Annotated in this window: 13 protein-coding genes; 1 reads left to right on the top strand and 12 read right to left on the bottom strand. The window is 52.2% G+C overall.

Features of this window, described 5'->3' with window-relative positions; all coding sequences use genetic code 11:
* The first annotated feature begins 1 nt into the window (after window position 1).
* Window positions 2-1,363: a sensor histidine kinase gene (locus Ga0123461_RS03195; protein ID WP_100277005.1), complete on the top strand. Its 1,362-nt coding sequence runs from the start codon at window positions 2-4 to the stop codon at window positions 1,361-1,363.
* Between the two features lie 378 nt (window positions 1,364-1,741).
* Here the strand turns inward: Ga0123461_RS03195 and Ga0123461_RS03185 are convergent, their stop codons facing one another.
* From Ga0123461_RS03185 to Ga0123461_RS03130, 12 genes are all read right to left on the bottom strand, one after another.
* The gene (locus Ga0123461_RS03185) at window positions 1,742-4,384 is read right to left on the bottom strand and encodes a valine--tRNA ligase (protein WP_100277003.1); all 2,643 of its coding nucleotides are present in this window, start codon (window positions 4,382-4,384) and stop codon (window positions 1,742-1,744) included.
* 82 nt (window positions 4,385-4,466) lie between these two features.
* Window positions 4,467-5,147: a DUF2461 domain-containing protein gene (locus tag Ga0123461_RS03180; protein ID WP_100277002.1), complete on the bottom strand. Its 681-nt coding sequence runs from the start codon at window positions 5,145-5,147 to the stop codon at window positions 4,467-4,469.
* Window positions 5,148-5,585: a PilZ domain-containing protein gene (locus Ga0123461_RS03175; protein WP_100277001.1), complete on the bottom strand. Its 438-nt coding sequence runs from the start codon at window positions 5,583-5,585 to the stop codon at window positions 5,148-5,150.
* Window positions 5,582-6,022: a DNA polymerase III subunit chi gene (locus tag Ga0123461_RS03170; RefSeq protein ID WP_100277000.1), complete on the bottom strand. Its 441-nt coding sequence runs from the start codon at window positions 6,020-6,022 to the stop codon at window positions 5,582-5,584. The genes Ga0123461_RS03175 and Ga0123461_RS03170 overlap by 4 nt, the downstream gene beginning before the upstream one ends.
* Window positions 6,019-6,729, bottom strand: a complete 711-nt coding sequence (locus tag Ga0123461_RS03165) for a phosphatase PAP2 family protein (protein WP_232710327.1) — start codon at window positions 6,727-6,729, stop codon at window positions 6,019-6,021. The genes Ga0123461_RS03170 and Ga0123461_RS03165 overlap by 4 nt, the downstream gene beginning before the upstream one ends.
* A 40-nt stretch (window positions 6,730-6,769) precedes the next feature.
* Entirely contained in the window at window positions 6,770-9,202 is a 2,433-nt protein-coding gene (locus Ga0123461_RS03160; RefSeq protein WP_232710326.1) for a GspE/PulE family protein, read from the bottom strand.
* A gap of 441 nt (window positions 9,203-9,643) precedes the next feature.
* Complete coding sequence (locus tag Ga0123461_RS03155; RefSeq protein ID WP_100276998.1) at window positions 9,644-11,143, bottom strand: leucyl aminopeptidase; 1,500 nt, start codon at window positions 11,141-11,143, stop codon at window positions 9,644-9,646.
* A 44-nt stretch (window positions 11,144-11,187) separates the two neighbouring features.
* Window positions 11,188-12,627, bottom strand: a complete 1,440-nt coding sequence (locus Ga0123461_RS03150; RefSeq protein WP_198507105.1) for a TrkH family potassium uptake protein — start codon at window positions 12,625-12,627, stop codon at window positions 11,188-11,190.
* Window positions 12,628-12,636: 9 nt separating this feature from the next.
* Entirely contained in the window at window positions 12,637-14,010 is a 1,374-nt protein-coding gene (gene trkA / locus Ga0123461_RS03145; RefSeq protein WP_100276997.1) for a Trk system potassium transporter TrkA, read from the bottom strand.
* Window positions 14,007-15,422, bottom strand: coding sequence for a sigma-54-dependent transcriptional regulator (locus Ga0123461_RS03140; RefSeq protein WP_100276996.1), 1,416 nt, complete (start codon window positions 15,420-15,422; stop codon window positions 14,007-14,009). The genes trkA and Ga0123461_RS03140 overlap by 4 nt, the downstream gene beginning before the upstream one ends.
* The gene (locus Ga0123461_RS03135; RefSeq protein ID WP_232710324.1) at window positions 15,419-17,581 is read right to left on the bottom strand and encodes a sensor histidine kinase; all 2,163 of its coding nucleotides are present in this window, start codon (window positions 17,579-17,581) and stop codon (window positions 15,419-15,421) included. The genes Ga0123461_RS03140 and Ga0123461_RS03135 overlap by 4 nt, the downstream gene beginning before the upstream one ends.
* On the bottom strand, window positions 17,578-18,105 hold the full coding sequence (locus Ga0123461_RS03130) for a DUF4390 domain-containing protein (protein ID WP_198507104.1): 528 nt from the start codon (window positions 18,103-18,105) through the stop codon (window positions 17,578-17,580). The genes Ga0123461_RS03135 and Ga0123461_RS03130 overlap by 4 nt, the downstream gene beginning before the upstream one ends.
* Between the last annotated feature and the right edge of the window lie 83 nt (window positions 18,106-18,188).

The following is an 18,188-nucleotide window of genomic DNA, read 5'->3' as shown; positions in this document are numbered from 1 at the left end:
CATGCGTCTGTTCTGGAAGGTATTCCTGTTGCTGTTGGCAACATTGGTTTTGACAGCTGCCATTTCCGGCTGGCTAAGCCAGAAATGGCTGGAGGAGAACCGTTCAATCGAACTGCAGATGGCAGCACTGGCAGCGCCAGCTGAAACGGCTGCAGCCCTCTACCGCGATGGAGGCCTCGAAGCCTACCGTCAGTGGCAACGCCATACCTTGAGAAGAGACCAGCACATTCATGGGCGTCTGCTTGATAAACAGGGTAACAACCTCCATATGCGATCGCTGCCTCCCGAACTGCAGGAACTTTCCCAACAGGTCATCAAGCAGCAGGGGAAAATCGAAGTGGTAAACCCGCCTCTGTTGGCCGTTGCACTGCCTGTGAGCTATCAGGGAGAAACCTATTACTGGGCTGCGTTCACGCGCCTGCAACCTGAAAGCATACAACACAGCGTCAGGCAATCCCTTGTTGTGCGACTTACCGTTGCGCTGCTTGCCATCGCGCTGATCAGCTGGCTGCTGACACGCATGTTTACCCGCCCGATCCGCATACTTCAGAAAACCACCGAACAGCTCGGTGCGGGCTCGCTAAATGCACGAACAGACCCATACGTGGCATCCCGCAAAGATGAGCTGGGTGCGTTGGCATGCAGCATCGATAAAATGGCCGTGCAGCTGGAATCCCTGATCAGTAGCCACAAACAGCTGCTGCGCGATATCTCCCATGAGCTACGTTCACCCCTAGCGCGACTGCATGTAGGGCTTGAACTGGCGAGGAGTGCCGCTGGAAAGAGTGCTCAGGAAGAGCTTAACCGCATTGAAAAAGAGGCAAACCTGCTCAATGAACTGATTAGCGAGGTGTTGACGCTGGCCCGAATCGAACAGGGCGCGGTTGAGATTCAGCGCCAGCCACTGCAGCTGGACGAAATCGTGGATGAGATTGTTGCAGATGCGGCATTCGAAGCCGAAGCGCAAGACAAAACCATTAGAATAACTGAACAAGTGGCCTGCCGGATTTCAGGCGATCATTTATGGATCTCTCGCGCGCTGGACAATGTCATCCGCAATGCGATCAGGCATACGCCTGTCGGCAGTGGTGTCGAGGTCTCTCTAACTAGGTCCGGTGAACAGATAAAGATTGAGGTTCGAGATTTTGGCAGCGGTGCGGATGAGGCGATACTGGCGAAACTGTTCGAGCCATTTGTGCGTGGCTCAGAGGCGCGTGAACGGCACTCTGGAAGCTCAGGTTATGGGCTTGGACTGGCCATCGCCAGAGATGCCATTGAACTCCACGATGGCGACATAAGTGCAGCCAACCACAAAGAGAGCGGACTGATCATCACCATCGCGCTGCCGTGTTTGGATCAGTGAGTGCAGGGAAATCAACAGTGTCCAACAGGCAGGCCCGCCTGTTTGTAAACATAGGCCCAGAAACATGACTCACGCACAAAATAGTGTGTATGTCGATGATGGTGAACCAATAGACCTTCAGAAAATGTATTTACGATAAAATTCTGATTCCCTGAAAATCGATCTGCAATTTTTTTTGCCCGAATGCCATCCATGTGCAACTCCTGTTATGCTATATTTTTATCCTCCCGTTTTCTTACTCTTATATATCGCATAACTCGTGCCAGACTTGATTCTATCGATAAGTAATCAGCCCTACTTCCAAGCTGCTATTCTCAGACAAAAAAAAAGAGGAGGCCAAAGCCTCCTCTTTAAATATTAACAACTTTCAGTCTGTTGTCAGAGCGTACTCAAACGTTTGATCGCAGCCGACATCTCTTCACGTTTGGCTTTGGCCTCTTCAAGGTCGCTGCGAACCTTGGCCACAACGGCCTCCGGTGCACTGCCGCAGAACTTCGGATTGGCAAGTTTGCCTTCGTTCATCGTAATATCCTTATTGAGCCTGGCGATGTTCTTGTTAAGGCGTGCGGTCTCCTCATCAACATTGATTAGGCCTGCCAGCGGCAGATAGACCTTGGCACCAACCAATGGAGCCACGGCAGCACCATCCACCTCTGTATCAGCATCCTGCCATGCAACTGACTCAAGTCTGGCCAGACTCATAAGCAGCTTCTTCTCGGCGAGTAGATCCGCCTGAACCTCAGGACCACAGGCAATGATTGCATCAATGCGTTTACCCGGAGCTACATTCATCTCACCGCGTACCGAACGAATCGCAGAGACCACATCCATCACACGATTGATGCGTGATACGGCCTGTGCATCAGTCGCATAACTCTGAGTCCAATCATCTGTCACCAATCTCGCATCAGCACCATGCAGCTCCTGGAACAGGGTTTCAGTGATGAATGGGCAGATTGGATGCAGCAGACGCAACCAGCCATCAAGTGCTGTCAGCATAACGACTTGGGTTTCAGCTTTTGCAGCCTCATCATCCCCGTAGAGTGCCACCTTGGCCGCTTCCACATACCAGTCGCAGTAGCTGCCCCAGATGAAGTTGTACAGAGTGCCAGCCGCCTCATTAAAGCGGTAGTCAGTCAGTGCCTTCTCAACATCAACTGCACAAGCATCCAACTCACTGAGAATCCAGCGGTTCACATCCAGTGTCGGCTCAATCGAAGCATCCGGTTTGGCGTCGCCTCGGTTCATAAAGACAAAACGCGCCGCATTCCAGATCTTGTTCATGAAGTTACGGTTGGATTCGATGCGCTTGATATCCAGTTTCACATCGCGACCCGGTGTCGCCATATGCGCCAGAGTAAAGCGCAGGGCATCGGCACCGAAATCAGCAATAATAGCCAAAGGGTCAATCACATTGCCCTTGGACTTGGACATCTTCTGCCCCTGCGCATCACGAATCAGCGCATGAATATAGATATCTTTAAAGGGAACCTTACCGGTGAATTTCATGCCCATCATGATCATGCGGGCAACCCAGAAGAAGATGATATCAAAACCGGTGACCAGTACGTTGGTGGAGTAGAAATCTTCCATCTCTTTGGTCTTCTCAGGCCAGCCAAGGGTTGAGAATGGCCACAGACCTGAAGAGAACCATGTGTCGAGCACATCCTCATCCTGACGGATGTTTTTGGAGCCACATCCGCCACAGCACTCCACGGTTTCACGGCTTACCGAGATATGGTCGCAATCACTGCAGTACCAGGCAGGAATACGATGACCCCACCAGAGCTGACGGGAGATGCACCAGTCCTGAATATTTCGCATCCATTCAAAATAGGTTTTTTCCCAATGCTGCGGCACAAACTTGATATCGCCATCTTCCACTGCCTTAATGGCAGGCTCAGCCAGTGGTTTGATGTCCACATACCACTGATCGGTCAGGTAAGGCTCGATCACTGCATGTGAACGGTCACCGCGACCCACTTTATGCTGATGATCTTCGATCTTATAAAGCAGCCCTTCAGCTTCCAGATCGGCGACCATACGCTCACGCGCCTCATATCGATCCAGGCCGTGATACTGTTCAGGGATGAAATCTTCCTCAGCAATATGGGCACGGTTGGTGAAGATATTCAGCAGTGGAAGGTTATGGCGCTTACCGACATCGTAATCGTTAAAATCGTGTGCAGGTGTAATTTTCACACAGCCTGTGCCAAATTCGGGATCAACATACTCATCGGCAATCACCGGAATCGTACGATTGCAGAGTGGCAGGATGAGCTGCTTACCAATCAGATCCTTATAACGCTCATCAGAAGGGTGAACCGCAACCGCACCATCGCCCAGCATGGTTTCAGGGCGTGTGGTAGCAACAATCACATGTTTGGATGGGTCATCGGCATGCGGATACTGGATATGCCAGAAATGGCCCTGCTCCTCTTCGTGTTCAACCTCAAGATCGGAAACGGCGGTCTCAAGTACCGGGTCCCAGTTAACCAGACGTTTACCGCGATAGATCAATCCCTCTTCATAGAGACGGACAAAGACTTCACGAACGGCATCAGAGAGCCCTTCATCAAGGGTGAAACGCTCACGGCTCCAGTCACACGAAGCACCAAGGCGTTTAAGCTGTGAGACAATTGTGCCGCCTGACTCCTCTTTCCACTCCCAAACACGATCAAGAAAACGCTCACGGCCCAAATCCCGGCGATGAACCCCCTCTTTATCAAGAATACGCTCAACCACCATCTGCGTTGCAATGCCGGCATGGTCGGTACCCGGCTGCCAAAGTACTGATTTACCTTTCATCCGCTGCCAGCGAATCAGCATATCCTGAATAGTAAAGGTGAATGCATGGCCCATGTGCAGACTGCCGGTCACATTCGGTGGAGGAATCACGATGCAGTATGCATCGTCGCCATCAGCTTTCGGACGGAATGCATCCGAACTCAGCCACTGTTCGTTAATGGCAGGTTCAACTGCCTGCGGGTCATAAATTTTAGCAAGCTCGTGCTGGCTCATGGGGAAAATCCTCGGTGCTGGTTACAGATTGGCTCGCCATCCTACGTCCTGCCACCCATCGGGCAACCTGTGAATGTCCGCCCTAAAATGGAACGCGCTGGGCTTTGCATAGGAACCGCATCAATGAGCGGCCTGCTGCAAAATAGTCGCAGGCGATTTCAGCGAGTTCTTCCTGCTCGATCAGGGCCGGAGCAATATCGCTAAGGCCGATGAAATCCTTGCGTTTAATATCTTCGATCACCGGATGGGTCTTATCAAAACCGCGCGGTGCAGTTTTGAGGCTATCACCGGCCAGCCGGAACCAGCGGCTGAACTGGGCATCATCTCGTGCTGCCAGCCAGAGATCGGGATCATTGGCCATCAAATCACGGATTTTGAACAGGGCATCGGCTGGCGGATGCCATGTGCCAACGCCGATAAAACAATCAGCAGCGCTGATATGAAGATAATAACCCGGCGCGTGTACATCCTTGCCCGCTTCATGGCGAAACTGGATGCCGATGTTGGTTTTGTAGGGTGTTTTGTCTTTGGAGAAGCGGCTGTCACGATAAACACGCATCAGCGAGCCACCCATCTTGCGGGCATCGGCTCTAAAATTGGGGGAAATCTCTGGCAACCGCTCCCCTACCGCTTCGATAAATTCGAGAGCCGGAGTACGTACCAGGTCTTCGTACTGCTGTTTATTGTCGGCAAACCAGTCGCGATTGTTGTTCTCAGCCAACGCTTCGAGAAAAGAGAATGTGGCAGCAGAAAAATGACTCATTCAGGAGCTTCCAAAACCCTCGGCAAAACGGTCAACCCACTCGATTGCAGCCTCCTCGAATGTGAGGTTACGCCCCTTCTGCGCCTGCTGTAGCTGGTAGTTCTTGATACTGCAGACCTGCTCTACCATCTTGACCCGGAATGAGGCCTCCTCGCTGAGAAACTTCACACCGACTTCAAACAAGCCGGCACCCTTGGATACCCGACGCCAGCAGACAACGCAGAGCGCTTCGAGCCGGGGCTTAATAAAGGGAATCCTAACCTTAAGCACTGCATCCTTCTCAATATAAACATTGGTATGAAAGGCAAGACCGCCCTCACTCAGGTCATGCAATGGCACGCGTTCGACCGGCTCTTTCTGGGGAAATATCTGAATCGGCACATCCACCGGATGGCGATGGTATTCCCTGCGTTCAGTATCGTGCTCTGATTCACTCATGACTTCACCCCCAGATATTTTGGATCCAGTCCCATCTGCCGGTAGGTACGGAATCGCTCCCGTGCCGCCTGTTTCAGAGACTCATCCCAGCCATCGACAAAATCAACCAGATGGGCAAACCCTGAGATGTCGGTTGGAATCTCAAGGCCACCATTAATCAGCACTTCAGGGCTGTTATCACGTACGATATCGGTGGATAGAAGGATAGGCTGCATCGCATTGGCCTGGCTATCGGCACCGGCAATACCGTTGGCCAGAAATGATTCGGGATGCACCGTCCACAGCCGCTCATGCAGTTGGGCAGCAAAACCAGCATCGGGGCAGAGCACGAGCATATGCGGCGTAAGTCGTCCGCGCCGAAGCAGCAGGCGAGCGATCCCCTCGACCCGGTCGGGCTTCTCCAGCAGTTCGAAATGCACCTGCATATCAACACTCATGAGCGCTCCTTCCAGCTGCGCATCAAAATAATCAGTGCAGCCACTGGCAGCACCAGCGCCAGCGATTGCGCAGTTGAGGGCTGCATCTTATAACCCAGCCCCAATGCCGCCGCTTCGCCGATTACAATCATAGCCGGAATCTTCCACGACCATGCCGACTTCAGCCACTGCTCAACCGGCCACTTCTCCGACCAGAGCCAGAGCAGCCAGGTTGTTGTGATGCCAATAGTTAGCCCCGCCACCACATCGATCGGAAAATGAACGCCACCGTAAACGCGACCGATGGCAGCAAGCACGAACAGTCCTGCAACAGACCAGCTGCGCCAGTCTTTAAGTGACCATAAAAGGAAAGGAATCAGTACAAGCACGCCATCAGAGGTGGCGTGCCCGGAGGGAAAGCTGTGAGAGGTGAATGCGGACCCCAGCACATGTACATTCTCCAGCACTGCAGGAGGACGCGGCATATCAAAAAGGCGTTTGAAGATCTGGGCAATCAGCCCGGATGCGAGATAGCCAATCAGGGCGACCATGCCAAGACGCAGGCGAAACAGCATCAAAAGCGAGGCAAGCAGCGCGATCACCAATCCATCCCCGAGTCCACTTACAATGCCGAAAAAGAGGTCACCCACGGGAGAATGAGCATCGTTGATCAGTCGAAAAAGGGTATGGGAGTCGGTCACAGCCTGCATGGGAGCGACACTACTCATCTGCTGTTGCGGATTCTACATATCTGGAGCAAAACAGCGTTTACATCAACGAGTAGATGAAGTCGTGATGGTCGATCTCACCATCAGCCGCCATTTTCAAGGCATGTAGAGATTTTGGCTGCAGACCATTCGCAACGGCAATCTCCTGTAGTTCACCTCCGCTTTTCCCCGTGTGAATAGCCTGGCGAATCTTATCGTTGACCACGAGAAACTCGTAGAGCATCACCCTGCCGACATAACCGCTCTGCTCGCACTTATCGCAACCCACCTTCTCATAGAGGTTTTCCGGCACCTCCAGCCCGAGGTCACGAATCATCGTGAAGGATGGATCACTCTTATCAATCGGGCGCCGGCAGTCAGGGCAGAGCTTCTTTAGCAGGTTCTGGCTGATAATACCCAGAAGAGCAGGAGCAATAAGATAGTTGGGAATACCTAGATCATTGAGGCGGATAATGGTGTCCACAGCCGAATTGGTATGCAGCGTGGAGAACATCAGGTGACCGGTCAGGGCTGCTTCGATACCGATTTCAGCCGTTTCCGTATCGCGCATCTCACCAATCATGATGATGTCGGGATCGTGACGCAGCACATTGCGCAGAATGCGCGCAAAGGTCATGCCGATCTTCTGGTGCACCTGAATCTGGTTAGCACCGGGAATTTCCGACTCCACCGGATCCTCAATGGTGAGAATATGAGCAGGAAGATGGGAAATCGACTTTAAAACAGCAAACAGCGTGGTCGACTTACCGGAACCCGTTGGACCGGTCACCAGAATTAGGCCGAATGGTTTACGCGACATCAGCGAGAGCTGCTTCATGTCCGGCTCACGCAGGCCCAGTGTATCGAGATCAACCGCCACATCTTTGCTCAGGACACGCAGTACCAGCGACTCCCCGAAGGTATTGGGGATACAGGAGACGCGGAACTCGTAGGTATGCTTGCCCTCCCTGAGAAGCAGGCGCCCATCCTGCGGCAGTCGCTGCTCTGAGATGTCCATATCGGAAAGTATCTTGATACGCGCAGAAATCTGGCGGTGCAGGCTCTTGTCCAGGGCATTTTCGGCAATCAGCTCGCCGTTCTTGCGATAAGCCACCGTAATCTTCTTAGCCTGTGGCAAAATATGGATATCGGACACCTTCTTACTCAGACCGTTGCGGATAATTCGGTTCACCAGCCGGACAATCGGCGCATCCTCAGCCGACTGTGCAATCTGCATCTCATTGAATGGCTCCTCTTCTTCAAGGTCCTCGTGATGCAGGAACTCGCAGGCAAGATCATCCTCCATGATCTCTTCCTGCAAAAGCTTCTCAAGATGGGAGTTCAACTGCGAGGTTTTAACCAGCACCTCATGCACCTTCTTTCCAGTCGTGAAGCTGATGCCGTCAAATGCCTCCAGCCCCATCGGATCTGCAAGCGCAATAGTCAGTGATCGCTTGTCCGTATCGATTGGCACAATCCTGTACTTCTCAATGGTTGCACGGCCAACTTCGACACTCGCCATAGGGTTGATCTCGTATTCATCCAGATTGAGCGTTGGCAGACGGAATTTCTTGGCAAGCGCCTCGAGAAGTTGATCTTCGGTAATGATCTCCGTACTGAGCAAAACCTCACCAATACGTTGGCCGCGAACCTTCTGCTCCTCAAGCGCATACTGAAGATCCTGTTCTGTGATCAGCTTGGCCTCGATCAGCAGTTCTCCCAGCCGCATTCTACGGCGACTCTGGATCAGAAGCGCCGAATCAATGTCGACATCTTTCACCTTGCCCTTGTTCAACAGGATGTGGCCAAGCGGCACCTCCACCTTGCTATCCTTTTGGCTCTCGGCCTGCTCTTCCAGCGCCTGATCAATATCCTCAGTCGTTACCAGATCCTGATCAACCAGCAGATCCCCAAGCCTCATGTCACGACTACGCTGCTCGGACAGAAACTGGTCCATATCCTCATCCTTGAGCTTACCATGCCCTTTCAGAATGGTCCCCAGAGGCAGCAGCGCCTGTGTCTGAAGTTCCAGTGCCACCTCAATATCTTTTGCTGAGATAATATCCTGATCAACGAGAAGGTCGCCCAGTCGCTCGGGACTCTCCTGCAGGCGAACTCCATGGGAATAGAAGAAAATACGTTCAAAGGGAAAGTCGTTATCCTTGCCAATAGCAAAAAAGCCCGGTGCATGCGTTGCTGGTGCTTGCGCAAGCACACTGAATGACTCCGAAGTCATGGTAACTACCTTTAACTCATCCATATGCAGCAACTTTGATGGACGATCAGCTATGCCGGTCTTGGCGCTCTTGAAACCAATATAGACAATATCCTTTGCATTGAGCTTACGTCCCTCTTCAGCTTTTCCCGCCTCTAGAAAGAAAAGGAGTTTCTTCATGATTGGAGAAAACCCGAGCAGGTAGCCATCAAGGCCCTCCCCGTTCATTAGCTTGACAGTTACTTCAAGATAACGGCCTTTCAGTTTATTCGTGTTCACTAGCCACTCCCTTCCAACAAGCTACACAGTCATACATTATGACCATATTCACTACGCCTGCGTTCCACAATCCCAAAGCGACTATACACACCAGATTCTTACTGTGAAACATTTGTAAAATCAGCTGTTCGACTCCACTTCCTGACTTCTGGCCTGCCCTTCGAATTAACCAAAAAAATGGAGACTCTCCTAAAGTCACCGATGTTCACCTAATGCCTTTACTGGTTGATGACAAAGTTCACCCCTCTGTGCCAGCCGACCACTCCAAAACCTGTGAACTAGCGCATCATAGTTCGACCCTTCGTTGCTTTAGCTGAAACAGCAACAAACTGAAAGACAGGGGCCTTTTATTTCATCATGTTCGAAAGGAGCACAGCAGCCTTATAGGAAAAGTTCCACATCAATGGCAAGGTTTTCTACAAATATGGGACAAATGATGCCTTAACAAGGCTTCCTAGATAGATAATCAACCACAAGCCGCACGCCTGCTCCGGTCGCGCCCTTAGCGGAAATATCGGTCCCCTTCATGTTCCAGGCCGTACCTGCAATATCGAGATGTGCCCACGGGATATCATCGACAAAACGGGAGAGAAAGCAGGCAGCCGTGATCGTGCCCGCCTCGCGACCTCCGATATTCTTGATATCGGCGATTTCAGACTTGATCTGCTCTTGGTACTCCTCAAACATCGGCAGCTCCCACACCCTGTCGTAGGTATAGTCGCCCGATAACATGAGGGATTTTTTCAGCTTCTCACCGGTCCCCAGCAATCCCGACGCCTGCCCTCCCAGCGCAATGACACAGGCACCTGTGAGTGTGGCAAAATCGATAATTTCGGCAGGCTTTCTCTCAGCGGCATAGGCAAGTGCATCGGAAAGAATGATACGGCCTTCAGCATCGGTATTCAGTACTTCGATGGTAATTCCTTTGTAACTGGTAATGATATCGCCCGGTTTATAAGCTGCCGCACCCAGCAGGTTCTCTGTGGCAGGAATTACTCCAAGAAGGTTGATCGGCAGGTCCAGCTCCGTTATCGACCTGAAGATGCCCAATACAGTAGCTGAACCACACATATCGAACTTCATCTCATCCATCTGTGCTCCGGGCTTAATCGAGATGCCGCCCGCATCAAATGTGAGTCCCTTGCCAACCAATGCGACAGGCGCTTCCGATTTTTTGCCACCGTTGTATTCCAGCACGATAAAACGTGGCTCTTTTGCAGAGCCCTGATTGACTGCCAGCAGCGCAGTGAACCCCGCCACCTCTATCGCGGCCTTGTCCATCACCGTCACTTTCAGTTTCTTGTGGCTCAGTGCTGCCGCCTGATCACCGAGAAATTCAGGTGTGCAGACATTGCCCGGCTCATTGGCAAGGTCACGGGCAAAATTTGTTCCAACAGCAACAGCCCGCGCCCGTGATACTGCAGCACCTGCATCATCCAGATCCCTGCGAGAGGCCACCATAATGGTTACCGAGCGCAGCGCCCGTTTGTCCTCCTCTTTTTTGCTCTTGTACTTCTCAAAGCTGTATAGACCAAGCCATATCCCCTCTGCAATGGCCTGCACGCGCTCTGCAATAACGGTTCCACGCACCATCAGTTCAGGCAGATAAAAGGAGACATCACGCGCCCCGCTTTTATCGAGCTCACGCGCCACCTTGGCTGCCAGTGCCCTGAGCTTCTGCAGGCTCAGCTTCTTCTCATCACCTACCCCCAACAGCACAACACGCTGGCTAAAGGTGCCTTCGACATCATACAGCGTAGCCAGTTCCCCGAACTTTCCACTAAGATCAAACTTACGCAGGAATGATGGCAGCGTCTTACCTGTTTCCTGTTGCAGGGTTTTCCCCGATTCAGTCAGCTTACGTCCCTCAAGAAGAGGAATAATCACAGCATCATCACGCTGTTTGTGTGCATGCCCTGCCTTTACTGAAATCTCAATCATAACAACCTCTATCAACTAAATTTGGAAACGTTCAGGCCCTGCAACTAATCGCGCCAGAACTCAGGTACCAGCATCACGAAGAACGTATAAATCTCCAGACGCCCGAGAATCATGCCGAAAATAAGAACGCCCTTGGCCATTTCGGGAAGGTCTGCATAGGTACTGGCAGGCCCCACCTCACCAAAGCCCGGCCCGGTATTGGTAATACAGGCAGCCGCAGCAGTAAAGGAGGTGACAATATCCACACCTGTAAAGGCAAGCAGTGTGGCAATAATGATGTAACAGACGATAAACAGCACGGCAAAGCCCCACAGCGCCTCAGTCACCTTGGAAGAGATGCGATGGTTACCCATCTTAACGTGAATCACGCCGTGCGGGTGCACCAGGCGTCGAATTTCACGCATACCCTGACGAAACAGCAGCAGGATACGCACAACCTTCATGCCACCACCGGTAGAACCGGCACAGGCACCGACAAACATTGTCATCGTCAGCAGCATAATTGCACCCGGTGGCCAGAGGCTGTAATCACTCACTGCAAAACCAGTCGTTGTAGCAATGGAAACGACATTGAAGACCACATGGATTGCCTCATCCTGCCCTGTCCAGCCGATCATACCGCCAATGATGATCAGCATGACAGTAATCCAGAGGATGTAGGTCTTGAACTCCTCATCCTGCAGGTAGGTGCGCAAAGAAAATCCATGCAGAGCGGCAGCAAAATGCAGTGTGAAGTTGATACCAGCAAAAATCATAAAAAAGACCGCGACTAGCTGCAGTGGTATACCGTGATAGAAACCAAAGCTTGCATCATGGGTTGAGAAGCCACCGATCGCCACAGTACACATGGCATGATTGATTGCATCAAACGGTGTCATACCGGCCAGCCAGTAGGAGAGAGCACATACGATGGTCAGGCCAAGGTAGAGATACCAGAGAAGTTTGGCTGTTTCAGTCACCCGTGCCGTCAACTTATCCTTCACCGGCCCCGGAGTTTCTGCCTTGAACAGCTGCATGCCACCCACGCCCAGCAGCGGCATTACGGCCACGGCCAGAACGATGATACCCATACCGCCCAGCCACTCCTGCATGGAGCGCCAGAACAGAATGGAGCGCGGAAGGTCATCCAAACCGCTAAGTACAGTCGCACCGGTCGTTGTCAGGCCGGAAGCCGACTCAAACATAGCATCGACCACTGATGGCAGTGTGCCGGTCGTCCAGAACGGCACCGCCCCCAGCAGGGAAAGAATCAACCATGCCAGTGCAACAATCAGAAAACCGTCGCGATGACTTAACTTTTTGGGTGCACTGCCACCGTAACGAACCATGGAGGCCCCGAAAAGTATCACGATGGAACCCGCCTCCAGAAACTCAGCTGCATGACCAGCCCCGTAATAGAGGGCAACCAGTGCAGGTACCATCATACTGCCGCCGTAGAGGGCAACAAGAATACCTATCGTCCAGATCACTCCTTTAGGATGCATAGTTCAGCCTTAAAAGAATTCGAGATGAACTTCGAACAATTTCTCGACCGCTGGTATGGAAGTGCTCGTTGTCACAATCAAAACGTGGTCGTGGGGCTCCACCTCTACAGTGCCGTTAGGAACGATAATCTGACCATCGCGAAGAATAGCCCCTATCACGGTATCATCCGGCAATGCCAGATCCTTGAGCGGCGTATGAAGAATTGCACTGGTCTCCAGCGCTTCAGCTTCCAGGACCTCCAGATTGCCATCGGCAATCGAGGCCATGCCGTGAATACGCCCCTTGCGCACAAAACTGAGAATTGAAGCCACGGTGGAGAGGCGGGGCGAAACGGTAACATCGAGACCGATCTGACGTACAAGTTGCGTATAGATCGAGCGGTTCACCAATGTTACTACATGCGGCACCCCATACCGCTTGGAAATTAGGCTGCTGAGAATATTGGTTTCATCGTCGTTGGTCACGGCTAGGAAGTCGTCCATCTTATCGATATTCTCTTCCTCTAGAAGCTTCTGATCCAGCGCATCTCCCTGAATAACTATGACATTATTGAACTGATCAGAAAGCCACTCGGCCCGATCTGCATTGTATTCGATCAACTTAACCAGCGCGCCTGCTTTTTCCAGCTCCGATGCCACTATAAAGCCGATATGCCCACCGCCAACAATCATGATATTACGCCCGAGAGGCGAGTGGCAGGCCATATCGAGCGTTTCCATCAGCTTATCAAGCTGTTTGCGGGAAACCGCCACATAAATACTGTCGCCAGCCAGCAGCACAGTATCACCCTTAGGCACACTCCAGCCTTCATTGTGCTCGTGAGCCACAACATAAACGCCGAGCCCCCCCATCACCTCAGGAAACTCCTTTAGCGACAGCCCGGCCAGAAGACTCTTGGGCCTAACCACAAACTCAACCAACTGAATTGAGCCACCGAAAAATTCCCGGGCATCCAGTGCACTGGAGACATTCAGACTTCCCATGACCACCTTTGCTGCCTCTCCCTCTGGTGAGATAATGACATCAATAGGAAGGTCATCCCTGCCAATCAGTTGATCCCGATGCAGGGCATAATCTGCTTCGCGCACACGCGCTAGTTTGGTGGGGACCTTAAAAAGCGAATGAGCCACCTGGCAGGCCAGCATATTGACCTCATCATTGGTGGTTACAGCAATCAGCAGGTCGGCATCTGCAGCTCCAGCCGCCTCAAGGATGCGCGGATGCGAAGCCTTACCGCAGATCGTTTTCACATCCATTGCATCAGCAATCACCTGCAGGCGAACCTCATCCTGATCAACAACAGCAACGTTATTGCCCTCAGTAGCCAGCCTGTGGGCAATGTGATATCCCACCTCACCAGCACCAAGAATTATGACATTCATAACTGCTCCTTCTCTGGAGGCATCAATCCAAACGACTTGATCTTGCGATGCAACTGGCTTCGTTCCATGCCAATATCGGTTGCAGTTCGGCTGATATTCCAGTCGTGCTTCTCAAGCTTCTGCAACAGGAAGGTGCGCTCAAAGAGCTCTCGTGCCTCATGAAAATTGTCTGCATCACCACCGGGCAAGACAACAGATATTCTTGCCGAAGCAGCCTTATGGGATATCTGCGCAATTGACTGATCCGGTGGCAACATATTCTCTCTGGTCATCTCCTCTCCCGGCATCAGTATATGACAACGTTCGATATAATTGCGTAATTCACGAACATTTCCGGGCCAATGGTATGCCATTAGCTCACTGAGAACAGCTGAACTAAAACGCACCGATTTTCCACCCAATTCGTTAGCCTGCTCAGTTGCCAGCGTTTCGACAAGCAGCGGCATGTCCTCGATTCGCTCCCTGAGAGATGGTATGCGGATCGAAACCACGTTCAGACGATAGTAAAAATCCTCCCGCAGCTGTTCATCTTTAAGTATCTGCTCCAGATCACGGGAGCTGGCAGCAAGAAGACGCACATTGGCAGGCATCGGCGTCGGGTTTCCCAACCGTTGAACCACCCGGTCCTGCATTACACGTAAGATCTTAGCCTGTGCACTCAGACTAAGTTCCGCCACCTCATCGAAAAAGAGCGTCCCCCCGTGGGCTGCCTCGAAGCGGCCACGTTGTGAATGCAGCGCGCCGGCAAATGCGCCCTTCTCATGGCCAAACAACTCTGAATCCATGCGGTTGGCCACTACACTGGCCGTGTTTACCTCAATAAATGGGCCATCCTTGCGCTTGGATGCCTCATGCAAAAGCGATGCCGCCACTGCTTTGCCTGTGCCATGCTCCCCCAAAATCAGAACAGGCGTGTCCGACAGGGCCACCCTCTTGATCAACGCTTTCACCTCAGTAATGGCTGCGCTTTTGCCAATCAGTTGCCTGCGGCTTTGATGACCGTTCCCCTTACCCTGCAGCTTTAGATCACTGTTCTCCTGCTCAAGGCGACGCTTCTGTATTGCATTGCGGGAGAGAATAAGCAGGCGATCAAACGAGAGAGGCTTTTCAACAAAATCAAATGCGCCCAAACGGGTGGCGCGAACTGCCGTATCAATGGTGGCATGGCCGCTCATCATAATCACCGGCAGGCTGGCATCGACCTGCTGGATACGGCTGAGCGTCTCCAGCCCATCAATACCCGGCATCCAGATATCAAGCAGCACACAATCAACACTTTGCTTTCGCAATCTGGCTATCGCCTCCTCACCGGAGGCGGCGGAGACCACCAGATAATCTTCATCTTCAAACAGCCCCTGAAGCGAATCGCGAATAGGTTGCTCATCATCCACAATCATGATTCTTGCGGTCATGACTCCTCCATCTGTTCTCGGCATTTTGGCAGGCACAGGCAAAAGCGTGTCGGTGTGGCCTCAGAAACCAGCTTCAAGCTTCCACCATGATCCTCGGCAATTCGTCTGGCAATGGCCAGACCCAGTCCAGATCCACTTGCCTTGGTAGAGTAGTAAGCTTCAAAAAGCTGCGATGCCGATGAGGCTTCAACTCCATCACCATCATCTTCCACATGCCACTCTACGCACTGCTCAGACACCTGGGCATAGAGGCGAACCACCTTGCCCTCCCGCCCTTCCGTTGCCGTGAGTGCGTTATCCACCAGGTTAATCAAAACCTGCCGCACCTGATCGGGGTCACAGCAGCATACCCATCCGGCATCACATGGAGTCACATCAAGGCGATGGTAACTGTTAAACAGCTCATCCATCTCCTGCAACAGCGAACAAACCGACACCTCACGTATTTTTGGCTGCGGCATTCTCGCCAGTGTTGAAAAGTCGGCAATCAAACGCTGCAGCCGCTCCACCTGGGTGACAATCGCATGGGTACAGACATCGAAGACCTTCTCATCATCCACCTGAGTGCGGAAACGCCGCTGCAACCGTTCTGCGGAGAGTTTGATCGGAGTTAACGGGTTCTTGATCTCATGAGCCAGACGGCGCGCCACCTCAGCCCAAGCCTTGTTACGCTGCGCCTCAGCAAGCTCTGAAATATCGTCAATTACCAGAAGATATCCCGAAAACCCGCTTGACCCGGTTTCACTCAGTCGGGCCCCTCGTGCCAACACCTGCAGACTCCTGCCTTCGGATAGTTCGATATCAAACTCCCGCTGCAGATGGTCCTCCTGCTGATGACTGAGTTCGGCATAAAACTCGCCAATATCGTGCAGGCTCCCTTTACTGGCCTGTAGAATATCAACGCTGGGCATCCAGTTATCCGGAAGTTGTAATATTTCCCTTACTGCCTGATTGAGAAGCCTAACCCGGCCGTTAGCGTCCACAAGAAGTACGCCCGTATGAAGGTTCGCCAGCAGGGACTCAAGCACATACTGGCGCTGTCTGCTGTTATCAAGAGCCTTGGTTAGATCCTGCTGTGCCTGCTCAATGGCCTCCACATTCATTTTCAGGCGGTTAACCATGGTATTAAACGAGTGAGCAAGAGAGCCAAGTTCATCGCGGGACGTTTCAGAAATCACAACATTCAGGTCACCTTCCGTCACACGCCTGAGTGCGTCAGCAAGATCTCCGACCGGAGACGTTAACCTGCGGGCAAACAGCAGCCCCACCAAGCCAGCCACGAGAACAACCAGCAAGGTTACAAACAGCATCACATGGGTAAATGTCTCGCGAATACTCTGACGGTTATGCTCAAGCTGCCGGTAGCTGCGATAGTCCGACTCCACTGCACGGGCATTCTTGATCATGCCGGCGGGCAAACGAATCTCCACACGTAACAGCCCAATTATAGTTGTAGAGCCCACAATCGGAGCATAGCCAACTGCTACCTCTCCGCCATCACGGGTCAACAGCTCAGTTGTCACTCTGCCCAGCCGCATCGACAGCTTTGCCACATCACTCAAAGGCTCAGCCTGCAGGGCACTTAACTCACCCAATTGAACGCCACCGATCAGCAGTTCATTGGTGTCGAACAGCTCCGCCTTCTGCCAACCCTCCAGCTCTCTGATCTCACTCAAGTAAGTGGAAACCACACGGTGGTCCAACTTTCCGGAAGCAGCAGCGATTAAAGTGGCATCACTGATATAGTTGAGCATGCTGCGTTTCATGTCCTTCTCAACACGCTCATAAAATCCCTGCGCCAGGTTCAAGGCGCGATCCAGCAGCGTATCTACGCGCACATCAAACCAGACAGCCATGCCTCGTTCGACCATCTGATTCGCAGCCATTTGAATCATCATCGATGGAATCAGAAGCATACCGACCAGAGCAATGACAAGCTTGGCTCGCAAGCGAGAGCCTGGCGGAGGCTCTCTTCGCTCCCTGACCAGCTTGATACCATATTGAATCAGCAGCAGCGACAGAGCCAGCATCAACCCTACATTGACCCATGCAAGCAGTACCGCCTCTTCATCTGAGGCAGGCCATAACATGACGGTAATCGTCAACAGCGCCAACGCCAGAATCAAAGGTATCAACCGCAGCATGCCTATTTGCCTCACGGCAGGGTAAACTCCTGCTGCATAGATGCCTGTTCCGACTTCAGAAGATTACCCCACCATGTCTCATTCACTTCACCAATATACAACACCACCGATGCATGCATAACGTACGGAGCGGCTGAAACAAGTAGGCTACGATCAAGCACTGGAAAATACTCAAGACTGGAAAGGAAGCGAACCGCCTCTGAAACTGAATATACCCTAAGAGAGATGCCGCTGGCCTGATCCTCAAGTAGCCAGCTTCGCGACAACAGATCGGGTACAACCCGATGTGTCACAGTGACTTCAGCTATACTCTTGTTCAACCAGTAATCGCGAGCCCTGTCCACCTGGACATCCCACACCGTGGCAACTGAAATACCATCATTCAAAGCATGGGAGAAAACATCATCGCTATTTTTCAAGCTGGCGGCGCAATAGATAACCTTATCATCAACAAGAACCTTCAGTTCATTCGCGCCCTCTGCATATGCAGAACTGCAGGCAGCAAAAAAAACAACCGCCAGAATCGGGATCACATTCATCCATCCACATCGCCGAACACACATCATCTGGCGGGAGTGTAGCAGCAGATAGCTGCTTATTCGATGTTAAAAATCTTCTGTAC

Origin of the sequence: Mariprofundus aestuarium (genome assembly GCF_002795805.1) — a bacterium.
GTDB classification, from domain to species: Bacteria; Pseudomonadota; Zetaproteobacteria; order Mariprofundales; family Mariprofundaceae; genus Mariprofundus; species Mariprofundus aestuarium.
Note: the sequence above shows the minus strand (reverse complement) of the source record. Positions and strands in the feature narration are given on the sequence as shown.